This window comes from Vibrio coralliirubri, assembly GCF_024347375.1.
GTDB lineage: Bacteria > Pseudomonadota > Gammaproteobacteria > Enterobacterales > Vibrionaceae > Vibrio > Vibrio coralliirubri.
Genome location: NZ_AP025470.1, coordinates 1,066,718 through 1,089,808, shown reverse-complemented (window position 1 = coordinate 1,089,808; position 23,091 = coordinate 1,066,718). Strand labels below are relative to the sequence as shown.

General features: G+C 45.1%; 17 protein-coding genes. 13 read left to right on the top strand and 4 right to left on the bottom strand.

Features of this window, described 5'->3' with window-relative positions; translation table 11 throughout:
• The first annotated feature begins 71 nt into the window (after positions 1-71).
• The 7 genes from rsxA to nth all read left to right on the top strand — a co-directional run bounded on the left by rsxA (position 72) and on the right by nth (position 7,246).
• Positions 72-650, top strand: coding sequence for an electron transport complex subunit RsxA (gene rsxA / locus OCV20_RS05190; protein WP_004734039.1), 579 nt, complete (start codon positions 72-74; stop codon positions 648-650).
• A gap of 2 nt (positions 651-652) precedes the next feature.
• Positions 653-1,246: an electron transport complex subunit RsxB gene (gene rsxB, locus OCV20_RS05185; protein ID WP_048611571.1), complete on the top strand. Its 594-nt coding sequence runs from the start codon at positions 653-655 to the stop codon at positions 1,244-1,246.
• 7 nt (positions 1,247-1,253) lie between these two features.
• Entirely contained in the window at positions 1,254-4,064 is a 2,811-nt protein-coding gene (rsxC, locus tag OCV20_RS05180; RefSeq protein ID WP_086775401.1) for an electron transport complex subunit RsxC, read from the top strand.
• On the top strand, positions 4,064-5,110 hold the full coding sequence (rsxD, locus tag OCV20_RS05175) for an electron transport complex subunit RsxD (RefSeq protein ID WP_061040162.1): 1,047 nt from the start codon (positions 4,064-4,066) through the stop codon (positions 5,108-5,110). The genes rsxC and rsxD overlap by 1 nt, the downstream gene beginning before the upstream one ends.
• Positions 5,111-5,124: 14 nt before the next feature.
• A complete protein-coding gene (gene rsxG / locus OCV20_RS05170) occupies positions 5,125-5,754 on the top strand; it encodes an electron transport complex subunit RsxG (protein WP_086775402.1) in 630 nt (209 codons plus the stop codon).
• Positions 5,754-6,446, top strand: a complete 693-nt coding sequence (locus OCV20_RS05165) for an electron transport complex subunit E (RefSeq protein WP_012603531.1) — start codon at positions 5,754-5,756, stop codon at positions 6,444-6,446. The genes rsxG and OCV20_RS05165 overlap by 1 nt, the downstream gene beginning before the upstream one ends.
• 164 nt (positions 6,447-6,610) lie before the next feature.
• Positions 6,611-7,246, top strand: a complete 636-nt coding sequence (nth, locus tag OCV20_RS05160) for an endonuclease III (protein ID WP_048610522.1) — start codon at positions 6,611-6,613, stop codon at positions 7,244-7,246.
• Positions 7,247-7,426: 180 nt separating this feature from the next.
• Here the strand turns inward: nth and OCV20_RS05155 are convergent, their stop codons facing one another.
• Positions 7,427-10,180, bottom strand: a complete 2,754-nt coding sequence (locus OCV20_RS05155; RefSeq protein ID WP_086775403.1) for a cation-translocating P-type ATPase — start codon at positions 10,178-10,180, stop codon at positions 7,427-7,429.
• Between the two features lie 764 nt (positions 10,181-10,944).
• Here OCV20_RS05155 and gloA point away from each other — a divergent pair.
• Together gloA and OCV20_RS05145 are read left to right on the top strand one after the other, a co-directional pair.
• Positions 10,945-11,361, top strand: a complete 417-nt coding sequence (gene gloA / locus OCV20_RS05150; RefSeq protein ID WP_004734046.1) for a lactoylglutathione lyase — start codon at positions 10,945-10,947, stop codon at positions 11,359-11,361.
• A gap of 467 nt (positions 11,362-11,828) precedes the next feature.
• Positions 11,829-12,263: a DUF2753 domain-containing protein gene (locus OCV20_RS05145; protein WP_004734047.1), complete on the top strand. Its 435-nt coding sequence runs from the start codon at positions 11,829-11,831 to the stop codon at positions 12,261-12,263.
• An 87-nt stretch (positions 12,264-12,350) separates the two neighbouring features.
• Here the strand turns inward: OCV20_RS05145 and OCV20_RS05140 are convergent, their stop codons facing one another.
• The 3 genes from OCV20_RS05140 to motY all read right to left on the bottom strand — a co-directional run bounded on the left by OCV20_RS05140 (position 12,351) and on the right by motY (position 14,668).
• Positions 12,351-13,193 (bottom strand): IS3 family transposase, encoded by an 843-nt coding sequence (locus tag OCV20_RS05140; RefSeq protein ID WP_108721729.1) that lies wholly within the window; start codon positions 13,191-13,193, stop codon positions 12,351-12,353.
• Positions 13,190-13,699 carry a helix-turn-helix domain-containing protein gene (locus OCV20_RS05135; RefSeq protein ID WP_086774936.1) on the bottom strand — a complete coding sequence of 170 codons (510 nt, stop codon included), beginning with the start codon at positions 13,697-13,699 and terminating at the stop codon, positions 13,190-13,192. Before OCV20_RS05135 ends, OCV20_RS05140 begins: the two co-directional genes overlap by 4 nt.
• Before the next feature lie 87 nt (positions 13,700-13,786).
• Complete coding sequence (gene motY / locus OCV20_RS05130) at positions 13,787-14,668, bottom strand: flagellar protein MotY (RefSeq protein ID WP_017063457.1); 882 nt, start codon at positions 14,666-14,668, stop codon at positions 13,787-13,789.
• Positions 14,669-14,856: 188 nt separating this feature from the next.
• Here motY and rnt point away from each other — a divergent pair, with 188 nt between their 5' ends.
• From rnt to OCV20_RS05110, 4 genes are all read left to right on the top strand, one after another.
• Positions 14,857-15,501, top strand: coding sequence for a ribonuclease T (gene rnt / locus OCV20_RS05125; RefSeq protein ID WP_017061178.1), 645 nt, complete (start codon positions 14,857-14,859; stop codon positions 15,499-15,501).
• Between the two features lie 65 nt (positions 15,502-15,566).
• On the top strand, positions 15,567-16,892 hold the full coding sequence (locus OCV20_RS05120) for a Na+/H+ antiporter family protein (protein WP_029235135.1): 1,326 nt from the start codon (positions 15,567-15,569) through the stop codon (positions 16,890-16,892).
• A gap of 438 nt (positions 16,893-17,330) precedes the next feature.
• Positions 17,331-18,674, top strand: a complete 1,344-nt coding sequence (locus OCV20_RS05115; RefSeq protein ID WP_086774127.1) for a response regulator — start codon at positions 17,331-17,333, stop codon at positions 18,672-18,674.
• Positions 18,675-18,720: 46 nt separating this feature from the next.
• Entirely contained in the window at positions 18,721-23,079 is a 4,359-nt protein-coding gene (locus OCV20_RS05110; RefSeq protein WP_086774126.1) for a transporter substrate-binding domain-containing protein, read from the top strand.
• The last annotated feature ends 12 nt before the right edge of the window (positions 23,080-23,091 follow it).

The window sequence follows — 23,091 nt, the reverse complement described above, 5'->3', positions numbered from 1 at the left end:
TGATCCTTGGTTGTTATTAGGTGAGCAAAGCAGGATAATATCGGGATCGGAATCTCAAGAATTAATCCATTATGACCGAATACCTTTTGTTGTTGGTTGGCACAGTGCTGGTCAATAACTTTGTGCTAGTGAAGTTTTTAGGACTATGTCCATTTATGGGAGTCTCCAAGAAACTGGAGACTGCGATTGGCATGGGCCTCGCGACGACTTTCGTTCTAACGTTAGCGTCGGTCTCTGCATACCTAGTAGAAACCTACATCCTTACCCCTCTGGGTATTGAATACCTGCGTACCATGAGTTTCATCTTGGTTATCGCGGTGGTGGTTCAATTTACGGAAATGGTCGTTCACAAAACCAGCCCGACTCTTTATCGCCTGCTGGGTATCTTTCTGCCTCTTATCACCACCAACTGTGCGGTATTAGGTGTGGCACTTCTGAACATCAATGAAAACCACAACTTCATTCAGTCGATCATCTATGGTTTCGGCGCAGCGGTTGGTTTCTCGCTTGTATTGATCCTATTTGCTGCAATGCGTGAACGTATTGCGGTTGCTGATGTTCCAATGCCATTCAAAGGTGCATCGATTGCGATGATCACAGCAGGCCTAATGTCTCTGGCATTTATGGGCTTTACTGGGTTGGTGAAATAAGCATGAGTACCATTTTAATTGCGATCATTGCGCTAGCCGTTTTAGCCGCTGTTTTTGGCGCTATTTTGGGCTTTGCTTCTATCCGTTTTAAAGTTGAAGCCGATCCTATCGTCGATCAAATCGACACCATTTTACCGCAAACTCAATGTGGCCAGTGTGGCTACCCTGGTTGTCGCCCATACGCAGAGGCGATCGCTAATGGAGACAAGATCAACAAATGTCCTCCGGGCGGCCAAGCAACCATTGAGAAGCTAGCAGATTTAATGGGCGTAGAAGTTGAAGACTCCGCTCATGACTTAGATAACAAAGTAAAAACCGTTGCCTTCATTCACGAAGATATGTGTATCGGCTGTACCAAGTGTATTCAAGCCTGCCCTGTTGACGCCATTGTTGGTGGCACCAAGGCATTGCACACAGTAATTAAAGATGAATGTACAGGTTGTGATCTATGTGTCGCACCGTGCCCTACTGACTGTATTGAAATGATTCCAGTGGCAACAACGACTGAAAATTGGAAATGGCAGATGAACATCATTCCTGTTACTGATATCACTAACCAAGCGACTGATGCGGCTGCGTCAGAGCCTAAAGCATAGGGTTAGTATGATCTCTTTAATTGAACAAATTCGCACGGGCTCGATTTGGAACTTCCCTGGCGGCGTGCACCCTGCTGAAAACAAGAAACAGTCGAATACTACTGATATCGTCCATGCAAGGCTTCCAGAAGAAATCGTTCTTCCGGTGAAACAGCACATAGGTAAGCCGGGTAACCTATTGGTTGCTGCTGGCGACACTGTGTTAAAAGGTCAGCAACTTACAGCCTTAGATACAGGTTTTACTTTGCCAGTACACGCACCAACATCGGGTGTGGTTATCGCTATCGAACCGCGAACCACCGCTCACCCTTCAGGCTTGAGCGAAATGTGCGTGGTTATTAAACCTGATGGCCTAGACACTTGGATTGAAAAAAATCCAGTTGAAGATTTTTCGACAAAGACTTCTGACGAACTGCTTGATGTGATTCGCCAAGCTGGCATTTCAGGCATGGGCGGCGCAGGCTTCCCTACGGCTAAGAAGCTTCAATCAGGCTTAGGTCGTACCGACATTTTGATCGTCAACGCTGCTGAATGTGAACCTTACATCACCTCTGATGACAAGTTGCTTCAAGAACATGCCGACGAAGTATTAAAAGGCATCGAAGTCGTTGAACACATTCTTCAACCAAAGCTGACGGTTATCGGCATTGAAGACAACAAACCAGACGCGATAAAAGCACTTGAGATTGCAGCGAAAGACAAAGATATCGTCATTCGTGTTATCCCAACTAAGTATCCTTCTGGTGGTGAGAAACAGCTAATCAAGATCCTCACCAACAAAGAGGTTCCGGCTGGCGGCATTCCTGCAGACATTGGTGTTTTGGTTCAAAACGTCGCCTCGCTTTACTCAATTAAGCGAGCGGTAATCGACGGTGAACCAGTGGTTAACCGCGTAGTGACTTTAACCGGTAAAACCTTTAAGCAACCTCGTAACGTGTGGTCACTACTAGGTACACCAGTACACGAGTTACTAGAAGAGTTCGGCTACAAAGCGGATAAAAAACTGCCGCGTTTGATTTTGGGCGGCCCGATGATGGGCTTTACCTTGCCACACGCCAATGTGCCAATCACTAAAACGTCGAACTGTATTTTAGCGCCAACACGTCGTGAGATCTCACCAAGCACTTACGAGATGGAATGTATTCGTTGCAGCGCGTGTGCTGAAGCTTGTCCTGCGTCTCTACTTCCTCAACAACTGCAATGGCATGCCAAAGCCAACGAGTTGGATAAGTGTGAAGAGCTGAATATTAAAGACTGTATTGAATGTGGTGCTTGTGCGTTTGTCTGCCCAAGTGAAATCCCTCTTGTTCAATACTATCGCCAAGCGAAAGCTGAAATCAAAACAAGAAAAGACGAAGCAACAGCTGCAGAGCGCGCCAAGATTCGTTTCGAAGAGAAAAACGCTCGTATGGAGCGCGACAAAGCAGAACGTGAAAACCGCTTCAAGAAAGCTGCTGACAACCGTCGTAAAGATATGAAGTCTGCGGATGGTGATGATGCGATTGCAGCTGCGATTGCTCGCGTTAAAGCGCAGAAAGCTGCGGCAGACCAAGCTCCTAATGCAGAACCAGCAGTGAAACCTGCGGTAGCTGCTGCTATTGCGAAGGCAAAAGCGAAACAAGCTGCGGCTCAGAAAGCGGATGGCGCTGAACCAGACAACTCTGAAATGTCGAAATTGCGTGAAGAACGTAAACGACAAGCTCGAGAGCGCAAGGCACAACAAGCAGCCGCTGATACTCCTGAAGAAAGCTCAGGCGATGGTAAGAAAGACGCAGTAGCTGCTGCGATTGCTCGCGCTAAAGCGAAGAAAGCTCAACAAGCGGAATCAGCTTCTGACGCTCCGGCTGAAAGTACTGGCGATGCCAAGAAAGATGCTGTCGCTGCGGCTATAGCTCGCGCTAAAGCCAAGAAAGCCCAACAAGCAGGTTCAGCTTCCGAGGCTCCAGTTGAAAGTACTGGCGACGCTAAGAAAGATGCTGTCGCTGCGGCCATTGCTCGTGCTAAAGCGAAGAAAGCTCAACAAGCGGAATCAGCTGCTCAAACCGAAAGTGAAGCTCCAGCTAAAAGCTCTGGCGATGCTAAGAAAGATGCTAAGAAAGATGCTGTCGCTGCGGCTATCGCGCGTGCTAAAGCGAAGAAGGCTCAACAAGCAGAATCAGCTTCTGATGCTCAGACTGAAAGTACTGGCGATGCCGAGAAAGATGCTGTCGCAGCGGCCATTGCTCGCGCTAAAGCCAAGAAAGCACAACAAGCAGAATCAGCTGCTCAAACCGAAAGTGAAGCTCCAGCTGAAAGCTCTGGCGACGCTAAGAAAGATGCTGTCGCTGCGGCCATTGCTCGCGCTAAAGCGAAAAAAGCACAGCAAGCTAAGCAAGCGGAAACTCCTGAGTCAGTGATTGAAGTTGAAGCTGAAACTCAACAAGAGTCAGTCGATCCTAAGAAAGCCGCTGTTGCTGCAGCCATCGCTCGCGCTAAAGCCAAGAAAGCTCAACAAGCTAAGCAAGACGAAGCAGCAGAAACTCCTGAGCCAGTGATTGAGGTTGAAGCTAAAACTCAATCAGAACCCGTTGATCCTAAAAAAGCAGCCGTTGCTGCCGCAATCGCTCGCGCTAAAGCAAGAAAGGCACAACAAGCGAAACAGGAAGAATCAGCAGAAACGCCTGAATCTGTGGTTGAACCTGCAGTTGAAGTAAAGGCTGAAACTCAACAAGAACCAGTCAATCCTAAGAAAGCAGCTGTTGCTGCCGCTATTGCTCGTGCTAAAGCAAGAAAAGCACAGCAAGAGCTAGATAAAAAGAATAATGAGGAGAAAGAGTAGTGGCCTTCTTTATCGCCAGCTCACCGCACGCACACAGTCGTAGAAGCACCCCAGATCTGATGAAATGGGTCGCTATTTGTGCATTGCCAGGTCTACTAGCTCAAACCTACTTCTTCGGATGGGGTACGCTCATCCAGTTAGTATTTGCTATCGCACTTGCGATTACCTTTGAAGCGGTAATCATGCTGCTAAGAAAACGCCCACCAGTGATGGCGCTACGTGACTACAGTGCTGTTGTCACCGCTTGGCTACTCAGTGTCGCGATTCCTCCACACTCTCCGTGGTGGATTCTAGTGATAGGCATGTTCTTCGCAATTGTCATCGCGAAACACCTATACGGCGGACTTGGGCAAAACCCATTTAACCCAGCGATGGTCGCTTACGTTGTTCTGCTGATCTCGTTCCCAGTTCAGATGACCAGTTGGAATGCTCCCGCGAGCTTAACCGCTGAAACAACCAGTTTTGTTGACTCATTCTTGATGATCTTTACTGGCTTCAATAATGAAGGATTATCTCTACAACAAGCTCGTTTAGGGATTGATGGCACCACAATGGCGACGCCACTCGATGCCTTCAAAACCGCATTAACGGCAGGCAACACCGCTTCTGAAGCTCTGTCTCAACCTCAATTTAGCTGGTTAGCTGGCGTGGGTTGGGAATGGGTAAACCTTGCTTACCTTGTTGGTGGCTTGGTGCTTATCAAACAACGCGTGATTCAATGGCATATCCCAGTGGCATTTCTGGGCAGCTTGACCCTATTTAGCCTAGTGTTCTTGATGTTCACTCCTGGCGAAACCGCATCACCGACCATTCATCTATTGTCTGGTGCGACTATGCTCGGCGCATTTTTCATTGCGACCGACCCAGTTTCAGCATCCACGACAGTGAAAGGTCGCTTAGTGTTTGGTGCTCTGATCGGCGGTTTAGTCTTTATCATCCGCAGTTGGGGTGGTTTCCCTGATGGTGTGGCGTTTGCTGTATTGTTAGCCAACATGTGTGTTCCACTGATTGACTACTACACCAAACCTCGTACATACGGCCACTAAAGGGAGCGGATACCATGCTAAATGCAATTAAGAAAAACGGCCTTGTACTCGCGATTTTTGCGTGTGCTTCGACGGGTTTGGTCGCGGTAACTCACTACCTGACCAAAGATCAGATCAAACAACAAGAACAGGCTCAGTTACTGTCTGTTCTTAACCAAGTGATCCCACACGATCTGCACGACAACGAGCTGTTTTCGTCTTGTACTTTGGTTCAAGCAGAAGAGCTTGGTACTGAGCAAGCGATGCCGGCTTACATTGCTAAAATCAATGGTGAGCCGCGTGCGATTGCGATCGAAGCGATTGCCCCAGACGGCTACAACGGCGCAATTAAAGTGATTGTTGGAATGAAGATCGACGGTACTATTTTAGGTACTCGCGTGCTTTCTCACCAAGAAACTCCAGGTTTGGGTGATAAGATTGATTTGCGTGTGAATGATTGGATTCTTTCGTTTGCAGGCAAACAAGTAACAGATTCTAATCTTGACCGTTGGAAGGTTCGTAAAGACGGTGGTGACTTTGACCAGTTTACTGGCGCAACCATCACACCAAGAGCGGTCGTGAAGTCAGTCAAACAAGCGGTTCAATACGTTAACCAAAACAACCAAGCATTGCTTGCTCAACCTCTAAATTGTGGTGGTGAATAATGAGTGACCATAAAACACTGATCAAAAATGGCATGTGGGCCAATAACCCTGCCTTAGTGCAACTTCTTGGGTTATGTCCGCTGCTGGCTGTATCGTCAACAGTCACTAACGCACTTGGGCTCGGTATTGCTACCTTGCTTGTACTGGTCGGCTCAAACGTTTCTGTTTCTTTGGTTCGTAACCACGTACCAAAAGAAGTGCGTATCCCAGTATTCGTAATGATCATTGCCTCGCTAGTAACGTGTGTTCAATTGCTGATGAACGCTTACGCCTATGGGCTTTATCTCTCTTTGGGTATCTTCATCCCGCTGATCGTGACCAACTGCATCATCATTGGTCGTGCCGAAGCCTTCGCTTCAAAGAATGAAGTGCTACCAGCGGCTCAAGATGGCTTCTGGATGGGTCTCGGCATGACATCAGTATTGGTCGTGTTAGGTGCGATGCGTGAGATTATTGGTAACGGTACCCTATTTGATGGTGCAGACCTGCTGCTTGGTGACTGGGCTTCTGTGTTACGAATCCAGATATTCCAATTTGATAACAGCTTCTTGTTAGCCCTGCTTCCACCGGGTGCCTTCATTGGTGTTGGTTTCTTAATTGCTTTGAAAAACATCATCGATAACCAAGCAAAATCTAGACAACCAAAACAAGAAAAACCAGTCATTGAACGCGCTCGCGTTACCAATGCCTAATAAGTTAAATTAGCTTAAACCTCGCTGAGTTAGCTCAACCACTCAGCGGGGAAAATCAGATCTAAACAGTACATATAATAATGACGCTCATAAGAGCGCGTAACCGATGATAAAGCAGAAGCAATCCAAGCTTCATGCCCTAACTATTTGAAAGTAATGTCGCTATGAACAATGTAAAACGAGTAGAAATACTTGAGCGTTTAAGAGAAAACAATCCAAAGCCAGAGACTGAGCTTAACTGGAACAGCCCATTCGAGTTGCTGATCGCCGTACTTTTATCAGCACAAGCAACCGATGTTAGTGTGAACAAGGCGACAGATAAGCTGTACCCTGTAGCCAATACGCCACAAGCTATTTTCGACCTAGGTGTTGATGGTTTAAAAGAGTACATCAAGACCATCGGTCTATTTAATTCGAAAGCAGAAAACACCATCAAGACGTGTCGTATGCTGCTTGACCTACATAATGGTGAAGTACCGGAAGATCGCGCTGCATTAGAAGCCCTTCCAGGTGTTGGACGTAAAACAGCAAACGTAGTGTTAAATACCGCTTTCGGTTGGCCAACGATTGCCGTTGATACTCACATCTATCGCGTATCAAACCGCACTAAGCTAGCGATGGGTAAAACCGTCGACGATGTCGAAGCAAAACTACTTAAAGTTATCCCAAAAGAATTCAAACTGGATGTCCACCACTGGCTCATTCTTCATGGACGTTACACCTGTGTCGCACGTAAACCACGCTGTGGCAGCTGTATCATTGAAGATCTCTGTGAGTTCAAAGAAAAGAGCGAAGATTAGTCTTTCCGTTCACAACAATTAATCAACACGGCAGCGCTTAAAGCGCTGCTTTTTTATTGCCACTCTCTAGAAGCCGCCTCTACATCAGTTTTCATTTCTAATTCTGCGTTCCCAAGATAACAGGCATAAAAAATCCCGCCTTTTATGGCGGGATTCAATTATTTAGCTAAGAAGTCTGCCTTAGATAAACTTCACTTTAGTCACTTCTTTGATAGCAGATAGAACAAATGTTGGTACTGCTGCAATGAAGATTAACGATATTAAGTGATTAAACTCTAGTGCTTCTGTGCTGAATACCAGCTGACCGAAGCTTGTGTAAACAACGCTTAAAGACAAGATAGCCGATACTGCCACCGCACCAAGTAGGTAGTGGTTAGTGAACGGGTTCTTACGATAAATCGTTGTAAACGTACGTGCATCGAACAAGCTCCAAAGTTGAGCAAAGATCAGTGTTAAAAACGCAACAGTTTGTGCGTATTGAGCACTGTAACCACCGTCGAGTGCGTAAGAGAATGTCACAAAGCTTAGACCACCTAATGCGAGACCACGAGTTAGGATACGAGCGCCCAGACCATTAGAGAAGAAGCCTTGGTCACGTTTGCCTGGCTTACGCTCCATGAGATCTTTCTCTTCTGGCTCAACACCGAGTGCAAGTGCTGGTAGACCGTCAGAAACGAGGTTAACCCATAAGATCATTAGTGGAGTTAGCGGAAGTACTACATCTGGTCCCATGAGTAGGAATGCAAATAGGATTACCGAAACCTCACCCACGTTCGCTGTAAGTGCTTGGCGGATAAACTTACGTAGGTTATCGAAAATTTGACGACCCTGACGTACCGCCTTCACGATAGTACTGAAGTTATCATCCAACAGGATAAGGTCACCTGAGTCTTTCGCAACAGACGTACCTGTAATACCCATCGCAACACCAATGTCTGCACGACGCAGCGCTGGCGCATCGTTCACGCCGTCACCGGTCATAGAGGCAACTTCGTTGTTCTCTTGCTGTGCTTTTACGATACGCAGCTTGTGCTCTGGAGTAACACGTGCAAATACTGCAACCTGAGAACAGATAGACAACAGCTTCTCGTCATCCATTTGGTCAAGCTCAGCACCCGTTACCACTAGATCGTCTTCACTACGGATGATTCCGATTTCACGAGCAATCGCTGCTGCCGTGACTGCGTGGTCACCGGTAATCATTACCGTACGAACACCAGCGCTATAACAGCTATTTACTGCATCGCGCACTTCTGGACGCGGTGGATCCATGATGCCATAGATACCCAGGATGCTGACGTCTTTTTCAAGCTCAGGGAAATCTAACTCAAGCTCTTCTTCTTTTAATTCACGGAAACCAACGGCAAGTGTACGCAGAGCATCACCACCAAAGGTTTGGATTGCCGCTTCAAAGTTTAAATGAAGCTCTTGAGACGGTGCGGTATCGAGAGCCAAGTTGCCTGAAACTTCACAGCCAACCGTTGGTACGAAACCACCGTCAACCATGAAGCTGGTTGATTTACCAAGAACAACATCTGGTGCGCCTTTCAATGCTAGGAAGTGCTTACCTTGTGGGTCACGAACGATAACAGAAGCCATCTTACGACCAGAATCGAACGGGAACTTCTTAACGATTGAGTAGCCACCCGTTGATAGCATTTCATCTTGTTTAAGACCTGCTTTTGCAGCTGCAACAATTAGTGCGCCTTCTGTCGGGTTGCCACGAACCGTCCATTTACCATCAGCATTTACATATTCAGCATCGTTACAAAGCGTTGCAACAACAAGACCTTTCATCATTGCAGGGCTGTTTGTCGCTTCGACATTGTGACCTTTGGTAATGAATTCACCCTTAGGATCAAAACCTTTACCTGATACATCCCAGTAACGACCAGACGCATCGTACGCTTTCATTACCTGCATTTGGTTTTGTGTTAGCGTACCGGTTTTATCTGAACAGATAACGGTTGTAGAACCAAGCGTTTCGATTGCTGCTAGCTGTTTAGCCAAAGCATTATTCTTAACCATCTTAGTCGAGCCCATCGTTAATACGATAGTAACCACCGTTGGTAAGCCTTCAGGAATTGCGGCAACCGATAAAGAGATACCTGTTGTTAGGATTTCTAACCATGGCATACCGTGGTAAACACCGATAGCACAAACAATAGCAACAACCACAAGAGCAACAACCAATAGTGCGAGTGCGATGGTGTCCATACGCTCTTGCATTGGTGTTTTCGTCTCTTCCGTTTGGTTCATCATATCAGCGATGTGACCAACTTCAGTTTGCATACCTGTGCTTGTTACAACAGCAAGGCCTGTACCTGTAGTCACGATTGTTGTCATGAAACCCATGTTCTTCTGATCGCCAAGACCAAGGGTCTCATCTTCAAGGCGTTCAGACTGCTTGTTCACTGGCTCAGATTCACCGGTCAGGGCAGCCTCATCTACCGTCAGGCGGTTTGACTCAAGAATACGAACATCAGCAGGCAGAATATCGCCAGTATTAATTTTGATGATGTCACCAGGAACGAGGGTTTTCGCTGGAACACTGATCCATTTACCATCGCGCATCACTTCGGCTTCTGGAGCTGCCATTTCTTTTAGCGCTTCCATCCCTTTCTGAGCTTTAAACTCCTGCCAGAATGCAATACCAGTATTGATAAGGATAATCACTGCAATAGCAATAGCATCAATCGCGTGGCCAGTAGACCAAGAAACGATTGCACCAACAGCTAGAATAAAAATCAGTGGGTTTTTATATTGATGAATATACAGTTCCCACGCAGAAGCTGACTCTTGTGCAGTCAGTTCGTTAGTGCCGTGCTTCTCTAAGCGTGCATCCGCTTCAGAAGTTGATAAACCTGTCGTTTGATCTGCGTTCAGTTCGTTTAAAACATCTGAACTTTGTTGTGTAAACCATTTACTCGTCATTTGAGTACTCCACATCAATGCCTCACACCGAGGCTAATGTAATAAAATAATACTTATTTTTATGTGATAGAAAAATCGCACAAATCAAAAATGAATATTTAGTCGATTTAGTGCGTTTGAAAAACTATATAGTAAGGATTGTCTATTTAGCAAAGATCGTAAAAGATACACTTAATACACACTTGACAACCGCTTTGAAAACACAGCCACCACAAATATCAAACAAAAACAAACAATATAAACCCAAGCCATTGTTTAATAAAAATAAGTACAAAAAATGAACACCCCTGACACTTTCGTAAAAACCATTAGTTATTAGCGTGTTTTATCGAAAATTCCTTAATGCCGAAGTGAAGCATCGGAATAACCTTTCTATAAGCAGGGATATATTGGCGTAATCATAAATTGATAAAATGAAAAGTTAGATGCTAATTGTAAAAATGAAGGATCATCAGTAACAAGGTGGATATAAAAATCACAACTCAATAACCAAGGCTATTCTTGGCCATTACAAAAAAGACCAACACTCAAACTTACTATTTATGCAAAATTTCAAATAAGGCGCTAGTGACGGATAAATCAAGAAGACCGTCGACTTTTATTTTCTTGTAATACAAATAAGAAAAAAGGTAGAGGGGGAGAGTAAGATAGATGATGAGAATAAGAAAATATGACCAAACTCATCATCTCTTTGGTGTTGCTTATGAGCTTGCTCATATATAGTGCTATAAAAGAAACAACCAATAACAAGCTAGGAGCAAATCATGTCAAACGGTCGTATTTTACATACCATGCTACGCGTGGGTGATCTAGACAAGTCTATCGAGTTCTACACCAATGTAATGGGCATGCAGCTATTACGTAAGAACGAAAATAAAGAGTACGAATACACACTGGCTTTCGTTGGCTTTGGCGACGAATCTCAAGGCGCAGTGATTGAGCTGACTTACAACTGGGGCACCACGGAATACGATCTTGGCTCTGCTTTTGGTCACGTTGCTATCGGTGTTGATGACATCTACACAACGTGTGATGCGATTAAAGCAGCTGGCGGCAACGTAACGCGTGAAGCGGGTCCGGTTAAAGGCGGCTCAACACACATTGCGTTCGTTAAAGATCCTGATGGCTACATGATTGAGCTGATTCAGAACAAACAAGCAAGCGCAGGTCTAGAAGGTTAATTCCTTGACCTCTTTGAGAAGTTGGGTTTGAACGCCTGATGAAATGAAAAAAGAAGCGAGCACTATGCTCGCTTCTTTTTTATCACTCTCCCCATAATCGATATTCTTTACTAGGGCTTGTTGATGTTTTGCGGTTGAATTTTGTTCGAGATAAAAGCGTTTTAATCGCGGCGAGGGAGAAGTAGCCTAGTCATTTTAAGCAAGTCTCCCTCAACAAAGAGAAAAACGCTTTTTGCCGAACCCTTTGGGCAGCGTTTGCTGGTTATTAACGACTACGTTATCAACTTCTCTTACAAACAAACGACATATCAAAGCCTCATCCTTCCATATAAACCCAGCAACTCGCTGCAAAAACAAGCTCAAAAGGTCAACATGCCCTATATATTCTTAACAATCTCATTGATGAAACTTTACATGATAATGATTATCATTTAAATTGACCACCTATTGATTAATGAGGTAATACAATGATTAGCGAATGGGAAAAACACACGTTACTTGCCGATACTGCATTGCAGCTCGACGATCCTGTACGAAGTATTCTTCATTATCAGCAGGCTTTGAACTTAAGTGAAGAAATTACAGAACGCACCGATATTCAAGCCGATGAACGCTTACTGATCTCGGTGATTTCTTGCCACAATCTGGCTCAATTCTGGCGTTGGGCTGGCGACACTGAATACGAGCTCAAGTATCTTCAGCTGGCTTCCGAAAAGGTACTCACACTGATCCCTCAGTGCCCTAATACTCAATGTTCAAGCTTTATCGATTCTATTGGTTGCTGTAAGAAAGCGCTGATCGATTTCATGAAACGCCACCCAAACCCTAAAATTGCCTCTATGGTGGAGAAGATCGATACCGCGACCAATTGTGAAATGATCGCCCGCTTCCGCTTGAATTAAACGAGTTACGTCTAAACAACGACTCCAAATCTAAAACATAAAAAAGCCCGTCATCATGAAGTGACCCCGTAAAGTTGGACATTTCTGTTAAGCGGCTTTCAAGGCCTGAGTTCGATATTCTATCGGAGTCAGGCCTTTTAGTTTCACTTTTATACGTTTGGTATTGTAGTACTCGATGTATTCTTTAATCTGCTCTATCAGAGCATCTGCATCTTCAAAGCTTTGGTTGTGATACATCTCGGTTTTGAGTAAAGCAAAAAAGTTTTCAGCAACAGCATTATCCAAGCAGTTACCTTTTCTCGACATGCTTTGCGTTAACCCACTCTCCGCTACCTTTTTCTGATACTGTCGATGGCGATATTGCCAACCTTGATCGCTATGTATAATTGGCTTTGAGTTGGGTTTAAGCGTTGATATAGCTTCCGTCAGCATATCTGTGACAAGCGGCAAGCAGGCATTTTTGGCCACTCTATAAGCAACCACCTCCTGAGTAAACAAGTCGACAACGGGAGATAAGTATACTTTCTGCTCTTTGACTTTGAACTCCGTGACATCAGTTACCCACTTTTCATCGGGTTGAGTCGCACTAAAATCTCTTTCAAGAACGTTGGGAGCAGCTTTTCCTGACTCTCCTCGGTATGAACGATACTTTTTAATCCTGACCGTCGATTTAAGGTTGAGCTGAGCCATAAGCCTTTGAACCGTTTTGTGATTAAGCACGAACCCCTGATTCTTTAGTTCCAAGTGAATACGGCGGTAGCCGTATCGCCCCTTATGTTCATGATAAATTGACTTTATCAACCGCAGCTCACGTTCGTAGCTATTTTGGCGCTTGCTCGTTTGAGCCTGATAATAAAAGACACTTTTTGCCAACTGTAGAGTGTGCAGTAAGTGCTTTAATGGGTACTTGCCTTTAAGAGTTAGAGCTATGACCGCTTTTTCTTTGTTCGACGGTTTTTTTTCTGCTCCAACTCTTCCAACTTTTTTAGAACGGCATTCTCGGTTCGTAAGTAGACCAACTCCTCTTTTAGCTCCTCAAGTGTCATTTCATTATCAGGCTTAGTGGTACGTTGAGGTTGCTGTTTCATTGAGGGTCTTCCTTTCTGGCGCATTTCGAGCCCCTTGATACCGAGCTCATTAAATCGTTTAAGCCAGACAGAGAGTATTCCAGGGGATGAGAGGTTTAATACAGCGCTAGTGTGCGTGAGAGACCATTCATTCGTCCACATTAAATTCAATGCTTTTCGTTTTGTTTGAGCAGTCGCGGCATGATTAGTTGGTAAAAATGAATCAGTACCATGGATGGCAAAGACTTGAGCCCAATACCGTATCTGCCTTGAAGAAATTGAATATTGTTTTGCTAAGTAGAGAGATGACGTGCCATCTAAGTATTGCTTAGCAATGATACATTTTAGCTCTCGGCTATATTTGGACATAAAAAGACCCCCAATAATTGGTGTCCAACTATTGGGGGTCAGTTCATCAAGACGGGCTTTGTCATTTCAAACGAGCCATTGTTTAGCTTAAACCTGTGTACGACCTAAAGAGATCACAACACGTCGGTTCTTGTCTTTACCAATTGGCGAGTTATTGTCTGCAATCGGACGACGCTTACCATAACCTTGTACTTGAATACGATCTTCTGGCAGGCCTAGGGATTTGAAGTATTCTCTTAACGATTCCGCTCTGCGCTCTGAAAGATTTTGGCTAATACCTTTGCTGTCGACAGAGTCGGTGTACGTTGCCACCAGCACAAGGTCGATGTCTTGGTTATAGCGAACGTAATCGGCAATCTGGCTCAGCCTTTTGCGCGACGACTTGTTCAGTTGATCGCTGTTGCGGTCGTAATGCAAAATAGTAAAAGAGATATCTTCAAAGCTGTAAGGCAGCAGGTTAGCAACACAGTCACTGAACACATTGTATTTTTCTTGGAATAGCACTGACGACAACGACACTTCGATACGTTGATCTCGGCTCTGCCACTCTTGGTAGCTGAATGTCGGATAACGCCCTTTCTCCAACTCACTCAAGATGCCCCAAGCTGTTTGACCGCCGACATAGCCGTCAAATTGCTGGAAGAACTTAATGGTTGTCATGCGATCAGCACTTTCACCCGGACGCCAAGGTGGCGGCATAGAGATCAAGCTTACATTGCGCGTCGCACCCATTGGGCGGCGCATTTTAAGCTCAAAGTCCAAAATGATTTTTTTACTCGCGCGAGATGAGAACTCAGCATCACCAAAGTTTGGAATTGGGTGAACCAAGCGACATTCTAGTGGCGTGTTGGCCACCATCTCCCACGTCGACTGTTGAGGAGATGCTCCGTAACGCTTTTCTTGTGCCATGACCGATGACGACACAAGTAGCGAAAATAGCATTGAACCTGTTATGAGTTGTTTCTTCATAAAGTGGAGTATCTCTTAAGCAATTCGTTTAACAATGCAGCCAATTGCCGCATTTTTCTCTCACGTTTAAATATGCAATTATCAAGCCGTAATGGGTTAGGTAATTTATGATTTATTGCCCTCCCCTAGTTTTTATCACTGCTATTATCTGCAATAATGCAGCCTTAATCACACTTATTTGGGCTAACATGACTGTAGAAAACGAAGCTCTGACCCTAAAAAAACGCTTTCGCGGCTATTTTCCAGTGGTCATCGACGTGGAAACCGCAGGGTTTAACGCTGAAACCGATGCATTATTAGAAATCTGTGCCATTACATTAAAAATGGATGAGAACGGAGATCTGCACCCTGCATCAACGCTTCATTTTCACATTGAGCCTTTTGAAGGCGCAAATATAGAGCAGGCAGCATTAGACTTTAACGGAATTAAAGACCCATTTAGCCCATTACGTGGTGCTGTGTCGGAACAAGAAGCCCTTAAAGAAATCTACAAGCTAGTGAGAAAAGAACAAAAAGCTTCAGATTGCAGTCGCGCAATCATGGTTGCTCACAACGCTACATTCGATTTGAACTTCGTTAATGCGGCAAGTGAGCGCTGTAAGCTTAAACGCGTCCCTTTCCATCCATTTGCTACTTTTGACACTGCAGCTCTTAGTGGTCTTGCCTACGGTCAAACCGTTTTGGCTAAAGCTTGCCGCACTGCAGGGATGGAATTTGACAACAAAGAAGCACACTCTGCTTTGTATGATACGCAAAAAACCACAGAGTTATTTTGCGGCATTGTAAACAAATGGAAAGCCCTTGGTGGTTGGCCTCTTGTTGACGAAGAATAAAAAATAGAGTCGGTAAACGTTTTTTCGTATTGCCTTCATAAAAAACACAACATCCCGAGAATAATATGAATCCTGTTGTAATTTCAGTTTGCATCATGCTTGTTTTAGCTTTGATGCGTGTAAACGTAGTCGTTGCTCTGACGTTCAGTGCAATTATCGGTGGCGTAGCCTCTGGTATGAGCTTGAACGACGCAGTCGCGGCTTTCGAAAGTGGATTAGGCGGCGGTGCAACGATTGCACTTAGCTACGCTATGCTTGGTACATTCGCTGTTGCTATCTCACGTTCTGGTATCACAGATCTCCTTGCTCAAAGTGTTATCAAACGCATTCACGGCAAAGAGAACAGTGCAGCATCGACTGGTCTTAAATACGGCATGCTTGCGTCGTTGATCTTAGTGACCATGTCTTCGCAAAACGTGATTCCAGTACATATCGCCTTCATCCCAATCTTAATCCCACCTCTACTAGGCGTATTCGCAAAAATGAACCTAGACCGTCGTCTAGTTGCGTGTGTACTTACTTTTGGTCTGATTACGCCTTACATGGTGTTACCAATTGGTTTTGGCGGCATCTTCCTAAACAACATCCTGCTTAAAAACCTTCACGACAATGGTCTTGAAAACGTTGTAGCAAGCCAAGTACCTATGGCAATGTTGTTACCAGCAGCAGGCATGATCTTCGGTCTTCTTACTGCAGTATTCTTTACTTACCGTAAGCCTCGCCAATACAAAGAAACCTCTCACACGGTTGTTTCAACAGAAGTGAAAGAGATCAACAAGAAGCACATCCTAGTTGCAGCAGCGGGTATCGTAGCAGCGCTAACCGTTCAACTGTCGACGGGTTCTATGATCATCGGTGCTCTAGCGGGTTTCATGGTATTTACCTTCGGTGGCGTTATTGCTTGGAAAGAGACACAAGATGTTTTCACCAAGGGCGTTCACATGATGGCAATGATCGGTTTCATCATGATTGCTGCGGCAGGTTTCGCGGCAGTTATGAAGCAAACTGGCGGCGTTGAATCTTTGGTTGAAGCACTTTCAACAAGCATCGGCGACAACAAGCCTCTAGCAGCACTACTTATGCTAATTGTTGGTCTATTGGTTACTATGGGCATTGGTTCTTCGTTCTCTACGATTCCAATCCTTGCAACTATCTACGTTCCACTAGCAGCAGCATTTGGCTTCTCGCCTATGGCAACAATTGCTCTAGTAGGTACAGCAGCAGCACTTGGTGATGCGGGCTCTCCGGCTTCTGACTCAACATTAGGTCCAACGTCTGGTCTAAATGCTGATGGTCAACACGAGCACGTTTGGGAAACCGTAGTACCGACGTTCCTGCACTACAACATCCCACTGATCGTATTCGGTTGGATTGCAGCCATGGTTCTGTAATTAGGTTCTGTAGTTAAAGAACCCTAAGCTAACTTTTATAAAGACCGCCTCGTGCGGTCTTTTTTGTCTCTGGGATTCGTTTCACTCTTTCTTCCAATCTTTTCAAACAAGCTAACCTTCTGAATCAACGTCACTTTCTATACATTATCCCGTGCGCATTGATATGCAACTTGTGGCGATTCATTGAATTCACTTCTACACTTAAGTGTTTAATAAATAAGCCGCTAATTCATAGAGAATACCAATCACAGTAAGTAAATGATCAGAAATAGCACAGGAAAAAGGTTCGAGAACAAGGCAGATTTTTTGGTAAGTAGTTATTCTACAATCAAAAATTCTAACGCAGTTATCGAGCGTTTTAACCAGCTAGGATGATTAGTTGTTTACTACGATTGGTGTAATAAAGCGGCAAGGCTCAATACGTCAGAAGGCTACTATATGGATATACTCGCCCGTTCGCGCTATCTCATCATTGATGACAGCAGTGTGATTCAAAGTGCAACACGCGCACTACTTATCAAGCTAGGCGTACCGAACAATAATGTGATTAGTGCGTCTAATGCACAAAACGCGATTGAGGCATGCCGGGCACATCGGTTCGATATCTTATTGATTGACCACGATTTAGGTTCGGGAAGCAATGGCTTGCAGCTACTTGAGTTTTTGCAGCAAAAAGAATTGATTAGGCCACAAACGATTGTTTTTATCGTCACCGGCAATGACAGTCAAGACACCTTCTTTGGCTATGCTAACTTCGAACCTGATGGTTACCTGATTAAGCCAATACGCGCCGATGACATCATCAAAAGAGTCACCTCAGCACTCTCTCGACAGCAATACTTTTCAACATTAGAGCAGGCCTATATCAAGAGTGGACTCAACGCGGTAAAGCCACTCTTTGGACAAGCACCTGACCCGTCGACATTGAAAGATGCCATTATCTATATGGCGAATATTCTGATCAAAAATCAACACCTCGATGAAGCACAAGCCATGTTGAATGGGCTGTTACAGCTTCACGATTACCAGCCCGCCAAGGTCAAGCTCATTGAAATCCATATCGCTAAACAACATTATCGCGACGCCTTAAGTCAGATAGATGGCTTAATAGAAAACAACCCTCGCAATATCAAACTGCAGCAACTTAAGGTTAAGATCTGCTTAAATACTAGTGACTTCGAATCAGCCAACACGCTCATTGAACAAGTGCTCACAGTAAATGGCAGTAACATCGAACTGACCAACACCATGGTTTGGCTTCAGCTGCTCGATAAGAACGTCGATCAGGCGACTCTTTATCTCAAATCGCTAGCCCAATTAGTCCCGCATTCGATCTGGGATTCACCGGGTAAGCGAGCACTCATCTTATGGGCGGACAGTTTAGCCCTCTCTCAAAAAGAGTTAACAATCTGGAAGCCAGAAGCCGCTTGGCAAAGGCTCTCTCACTCCGGAAAATCGCATACACTCAGTAAACCACTATTAAAGCTTTGCCGTACATTGCAGCTCATTCAACTCGATCAGCAAGACGTTGCAAAAGAGCGTATCGAGAGCATTTCGATGAATGAATTCGCAGACAATGATGTCGAAGCCTTCTTCTTATTGGCATTGTGTTATCAGGCCTTAGGTTTACAAGACAAACTCGATCAAATAAAACGTCAAATTGAGGTTTATCTTAAAGCCGACCATACCAGCCTCGCCCTTTTACAACGCATGGCTTTGCAGCAAGCAGACAATTTTGCATTACCCACACTAACCAAAGCCCCTCTGGCCGCCGTTAGTTGAGCATGCCATCAAACCCAAGTGAGTACGTAAACGACAGGATGTCTTTATGCAGAACAAAGCTTCAAAAACGAAAATTTGGTGTATCGCCTTTTTATTGAGTTGCCTTTCGGTGTTGATGTGGCCGCTGCACACTTTTGCTGACAATACACCACCAAACCTCAACGAATCCACATCAACTAACCAAGTGATTTTACGTGTAGGTCTGCCTTCATATGACATGGTTCCTTACAGCTATCAACATAAGACTCCCTCAGGAAACCTCGTATCCGAAGGGTTATTGATCAGTATGTTGGACCAAGTCTCGGCCAACGTAGGCTTCAAGTATAAGGTTGAGCTGTATCCAACCTTTAGTGCCGTGCTCAGTGCATTTGAAAGAGGTGAATTAGACCTGCTAGTCGGTGTCTCTTCAACTAAAGAGCGCCAAGAATACATGACCTTTAGTGAGCCTATGTTCTCCATAAGACGAGCGGTGATTACTCAAAATCGAAAAATAAACGATCTGGGTGAACTGGCAAGCGCGAACCTAGCATTGGAGAAAGGGTTTGCGCTCAATGATCTTCTTCCTAGCCTGCTTCCTGAGAGTCGAATTACAACACTAGACAGCACACAAGCGGCCTTCACTGCGATACAAGAAAATCGTGTCGATGCTTATATTGGCGATGCGCTTGCTCTTTCTGCGCTGCTACGTGAACAGCCTCGAGACTCACTGACATTATCGGTACTTCCCGACCTACCCGCTGATCACTTGCACTTTGCCGTCAAAAAAGGAACCCACAAATTAGTCAGCCGAATCAATTTCGCTTTAGAAGACATTAAGCAAGACTCACTGCAGTCGATTTACAACCAATGGCTTGCTCCCTCTCAACACTCGATGTTGCTCGATTATGGAACACTGAACTTAACCCAAGACGAAAAGAACTGGCTTAATAACAACCCTAACATCCCTATTGGCACACACGCCAATTGGTACCCTTACGATTTCACTAACGAGCAACAACAACACTCTGGACTATCTGCTGATGTGTTGAATCTAATAAGCAATGTGCTTGGCGTATCATTCAAAAGTACCACTTACCTAACACCCGAAGCCGCAGAGGTCGCGTTCAATAATGGTGAGACTATGGTGTTGACCAACATCACACCGACCACAGATAAAGCTCGATACATGGACTTCACTCAAGCCTACAGCTCTGAACCATGGGTGCTTTTAAGTCGTTCAGATCGATTAGGCAACTTTGCGCCAAGTGGAACCGAAGCCATCGCTGTGATTGAAAACTCTGGGGGTACAACGGTACTCCCTTCTCTCTGCCTGACTTGCCAACCCGTCCCTTACATTAATCATGTCAGCGCTTTTCAAGCATTACAAAAAGACGAAATCAGTTTTGTGCTCGCCTCGCTTCATCGTGCAGCCCCGCTATTACACCAAGACTATGTCGGGCAATTTAAAATCACCGGCACCATCAACGAACAAAACAGCGCACCGCTGGCTCTCGCGGTTAACTTCCGCCACCCCATGCTGCTGAGCATTCTCAATAAGGCCATTAGTGCGCTACCTGCCAATGAATTAGAGCGCTTGGAGAACAAATGGCTGACCTATGAATATCAAGAAGGCTTGTCGCCACGTGAAGTGGCTAAATGGTCTGCGATCATTGGCGTTGGAATCTTTGTGGTCATCTTCGTGATCGTATTTTGGAACCGAAAAATGGCGGCTGAAATCGAGCAGCGAAAGGTCGCCGAGCAGAGAGCAAAAGCAGCAGAAGCCCATTTACAAACCCTGGCCGACAACATTGATGGGGTTGTGCTTAAACACATTCAACCACACCCTCAACAGCCTTTAGATATCCAGTTTAGCTTTATCAGTGCAGGTGTAGCCGATATGTTCGGCTTATCTGTTGATAGCGTAAAAGAGCACCCTCAACGTCTTTTTGAGCTTATCTCGAAGGATGGCTTGCCACTGTTTAAAACCAGCATGCTCGATGCTATTGAATCTGGGCATTGGGAAAATGAACAGCAAGTGCAGTTAGAATCAGGTGAAGCGAAATGGGTGAAATTTAATAGCCAAGTATCGAGCGGCCAAACCATTGAATGGAATACGGTGATCACAGACATCACCTTGCTGAAAAAACAGCAGCAAGCTTTAGATAATGCACGTCAAAAAGCAGAAAGTGCGACGGCCGCTAAGTCGCAATTCTTAGCGACCATTAGCCACGAAGTTCGCACGCCAATCAGTGGGATCTTGGGGCTGTTGGAGTTAATGCAGGAACATCAGCTGAGTGAGGAGTTACTAAACTTACATGGAGGATTAAATCAGTCAGCTCGTAACTTGCTGCACATCGTCAATGACGTACTCGATTACTCCAAAATTGAAGCTGGTAAACTAGAGCTTAACCCGACTGAAATTGAGCTAGGCAAAGTACTCGCGCGTATCGTGCAACCGCAATCGATTCATGCTCAGCAAAAAGGATTAGCCTTCCACTATTGGCAAGACCCAAACCTCGCACAGTGGTTGTTCGCAGACGACATACGACTCCATCAGATTCTCAACAACTTCCTCAATAATGCGATTAAATTCACCGAACATGGGACTATTTCGTTGCATGTTGATGTAATTGAACAGAACGAACATCAGCAGAGAATTAGCCTCACGGTTTCAGACACGGGCATTGGCATCCCGAAAGACAGGCAACAAAGTTTATTCCAGCCTTTTGAACAAGCCGACAAAACCACCAGTCGCCGCTTTGGGGGCACAGGGCTTGGACTGTCTATCGCTTTGAAGTTGATTGAACAGATGGATGGCAATATAGAACTGTCGAGTGAAGAAGGAAAAGGCAGCCACTTTACGGTTACCGTTACCCTCCCGACTTGTACTCCTGAACATGTGGTTAGCAATGCTTTGGCTCTATCAAAAACTCTGATTTCCACTTCGGAAACTGAGAACCCTATTGAGCTAGATGTCGGTAATCACTCACACGAGGTATATGTTGTCGGCTACGTTCTGCAGCAAGAAGAGCTGTGTCGATATCTGAAACACTTCGGCCTTGAACCAAAAGTTCTGCACATTAATCAAAAGCACCTACTCAAAGAGATGGTCATCAAACATCAGCCAAAACACATCTTTGTGGCGATGTCTGTTTGGCAGCAACTGGCGATTACCGATGCTTGGATTCAACAACATGCGAGCTCAACACGCTTCACTGTGATCAATCAAAACCCAATGCTCTCACCAGAGCCTTTAGGTAACTCTTGGTGTTTGTCGGTAAACCCTCTGCTACCCGACAACCTTGTACATGTTCTAACGAAACCCGTCAGTCACGACAATCTAATCTCACCATTAGACTGCGAAGCTAAAGCACCGACCGCTACAGAGACTCGCGAACAAGCAGAGAGCAATGGCAGGCTGATTCTGGTCGCGGAAGATCATCCCATCAATCAACAAGTGATCGCCAAGCAGCTTGAGAGTATTGGTGTCCACGCCGATATTGTCGATAACGGAGTGCTCGCACTTAATGCCTTAAAAGATAAGCGTTATGGCCTACTTCTTACCGATTGCCATATGCCTGAGATGGATGGGTATACGCTCGCGTCGAGCATTCGTCAGATAGAGCAACGCAGCGAAGAACTCGATCAAGAAACTCAAAGGTTGCCTATTGTCGCGTTGACAGCAAATGCCGTTCAAGGTGAAGACGCCAACTGTTATGCACACGGCATGGATGACTTCTTAGTTAAGCCTGTGTCCATTAAGCAAATGAAGCTAACCATTGAGAAGTGGTTGCCCGTAATAAACGACTCCTTCACAACGCCTGAAAACGATATTTCTGATGCCGAAAAACCAAGCTCGCACAGTCAGGACACAGGCTCTTCGTCAAATTCTTTACCTGCGGACCAAGAAGCCAATGAGTTTTCGATGTTGTTCCAAGACATTGAACAGAGCTTTGCGGAAGTGGAGGACAGTAACCCATCAGAGCCTAGCCAAAAGGTTACTCCTACTAGCCCTCAAGACTCGTTCCAAAATGCCAATAATCAGGTTATCGACTACGCTGCGCTCTACGATCTATTTGAAGAGCATGAGGTGGTAATGACCTTACTCGATGAGTTTGCCGTAAGCTTTATTGAAGATAATGAACGGATAAAAACATATTGGGCGAGCAGGGAATATAAGGAACTAAAAACCACAGCACACCGACTTAAAGGCGCAGCGAAAATGGTGGCGTGTGACATGGTTGCCTCGCCGCTAGCCAACATTGAGGCACAGGCAAACGATCTGGTCATCGAAGCGATTAGCCTAGAGCAAGTCGAATCAAAAATTGAAGCGTCAATCGAGGAAGTGAATTCGACATTTGAACGATTTACTGAGGAAATAAACCAACTACGTCAGACAAAAGAAAAGGCTTACTCTTATGAGTAAGCCTTATAAATC

What these genes read in the sequence shown, in the direction of transcription:
- OCV20_RS05155 (WP_086775403.1), bottom strand. Translation starts at nt 10,180, where the DNA reads ATGACGAGTAAATGGTTTACACAACAAAGTTCAGATGTTTTAAACGAA.
- rsxC (WP_086775401.1), top strand. Translation starts at nt 1,254, where the DNA reads ATGATCTCTTTAATTGAACAAATTCGCACGGGCTCGATTTGGAACTTC.
- gloA (WP_004734046.1), top strand. Translation starts at nt 10,945, where the DNA reads ATGTCAAACGGTCGTATTTTACATACCATGCTACGCGTGGGTGATCTA.
- rnt (WP_017061178.1), top strand. Translation starts at nt 14,857, where the DNA reads ATGACTGTAGAAAACGAAGCTCTGACCCTAAAAAAACGCTTTCGCGGC.
- rsxG (WP_086775402.1), top strand. Translation starts at nt 5,125, where the DNA reads ATGCTAAATGCAATTAAGAAAAACGGCCTTGTACTCGCGATTTTTGCG.
- OCV20_RS05120 (WP_029235135.1), top strand. Translation starts at nt 15,567, where the DNA reads ATGAATCCTGTTGTAATTTCAGTTTGCATCATGCTTGTTTTAGCTTTG.
- OCV20_RS05165 (WP_012603531.1), top strand. Translation starts at nt 5,754, where the DNA reads ATGAGTGACCATAAAACACTGATCAAAAATGGCATGTGGGCCAATAAC.
- OCV20_RS05110 (WP_086774126.1), top strand. Translation starts at nt 18,721, where the DNA reads ATGCAGAACAAAGCTTCAAAAACGAAAATTTGGTGTATCGCCTTTTTA.
- rsxA (WP_004734039.1), top strand. Translation starts at nt 72, where the DNA reads ATGACCGAATACCTTTTGTTGTTGGTTGGCACAGTGCTGGTCAATAAC.
- OCV20_RS05115 (WP_086774127.1), top strand. Translation starts at nt 17,331, where the DNA reads ATGGATATACTCGCCCGTTCGCGCTATCTCATCATTGATGACAGCAGT.
- nth (WP_048610522.1), top strand. Translation starts at nt 6,611, where the DNA reads ATGAACAATGTAAAACGAGTAGAAATACTTGAGCGTTTAAGAGAAAAC.
- motY (WP_017063457.1), bottom strand. Translation starts at nt 14,668, where the DNA reads ATGAAGAAACAACTCATAACAGGTTCAATGCTATTTTCGCTACTTGTG.
- OCV20_RS05145 (WP_004734047.1), top strand. Translation starts at nt 11,829, where the DNA reads ATGATTAGCGAATGGGAAAAACACACGTTACTTGCCGATACTGCATTG.
- rsxB (WP_048611571.1), top strand. Translation starts at nt 653, where the DNA reads ATGAGTACCATTTTAATTGCGATCATTGCGCTAGCCGTTTTAGCCGCT.
- OCV20_RS05135 (WP_086774936.1), bottom strand. Translation starts at nt 13,699, where the DNA reads ATGTCCAAATATAGCCGAGAGCTAAAATGTATCATTGCTAAGCAATAC.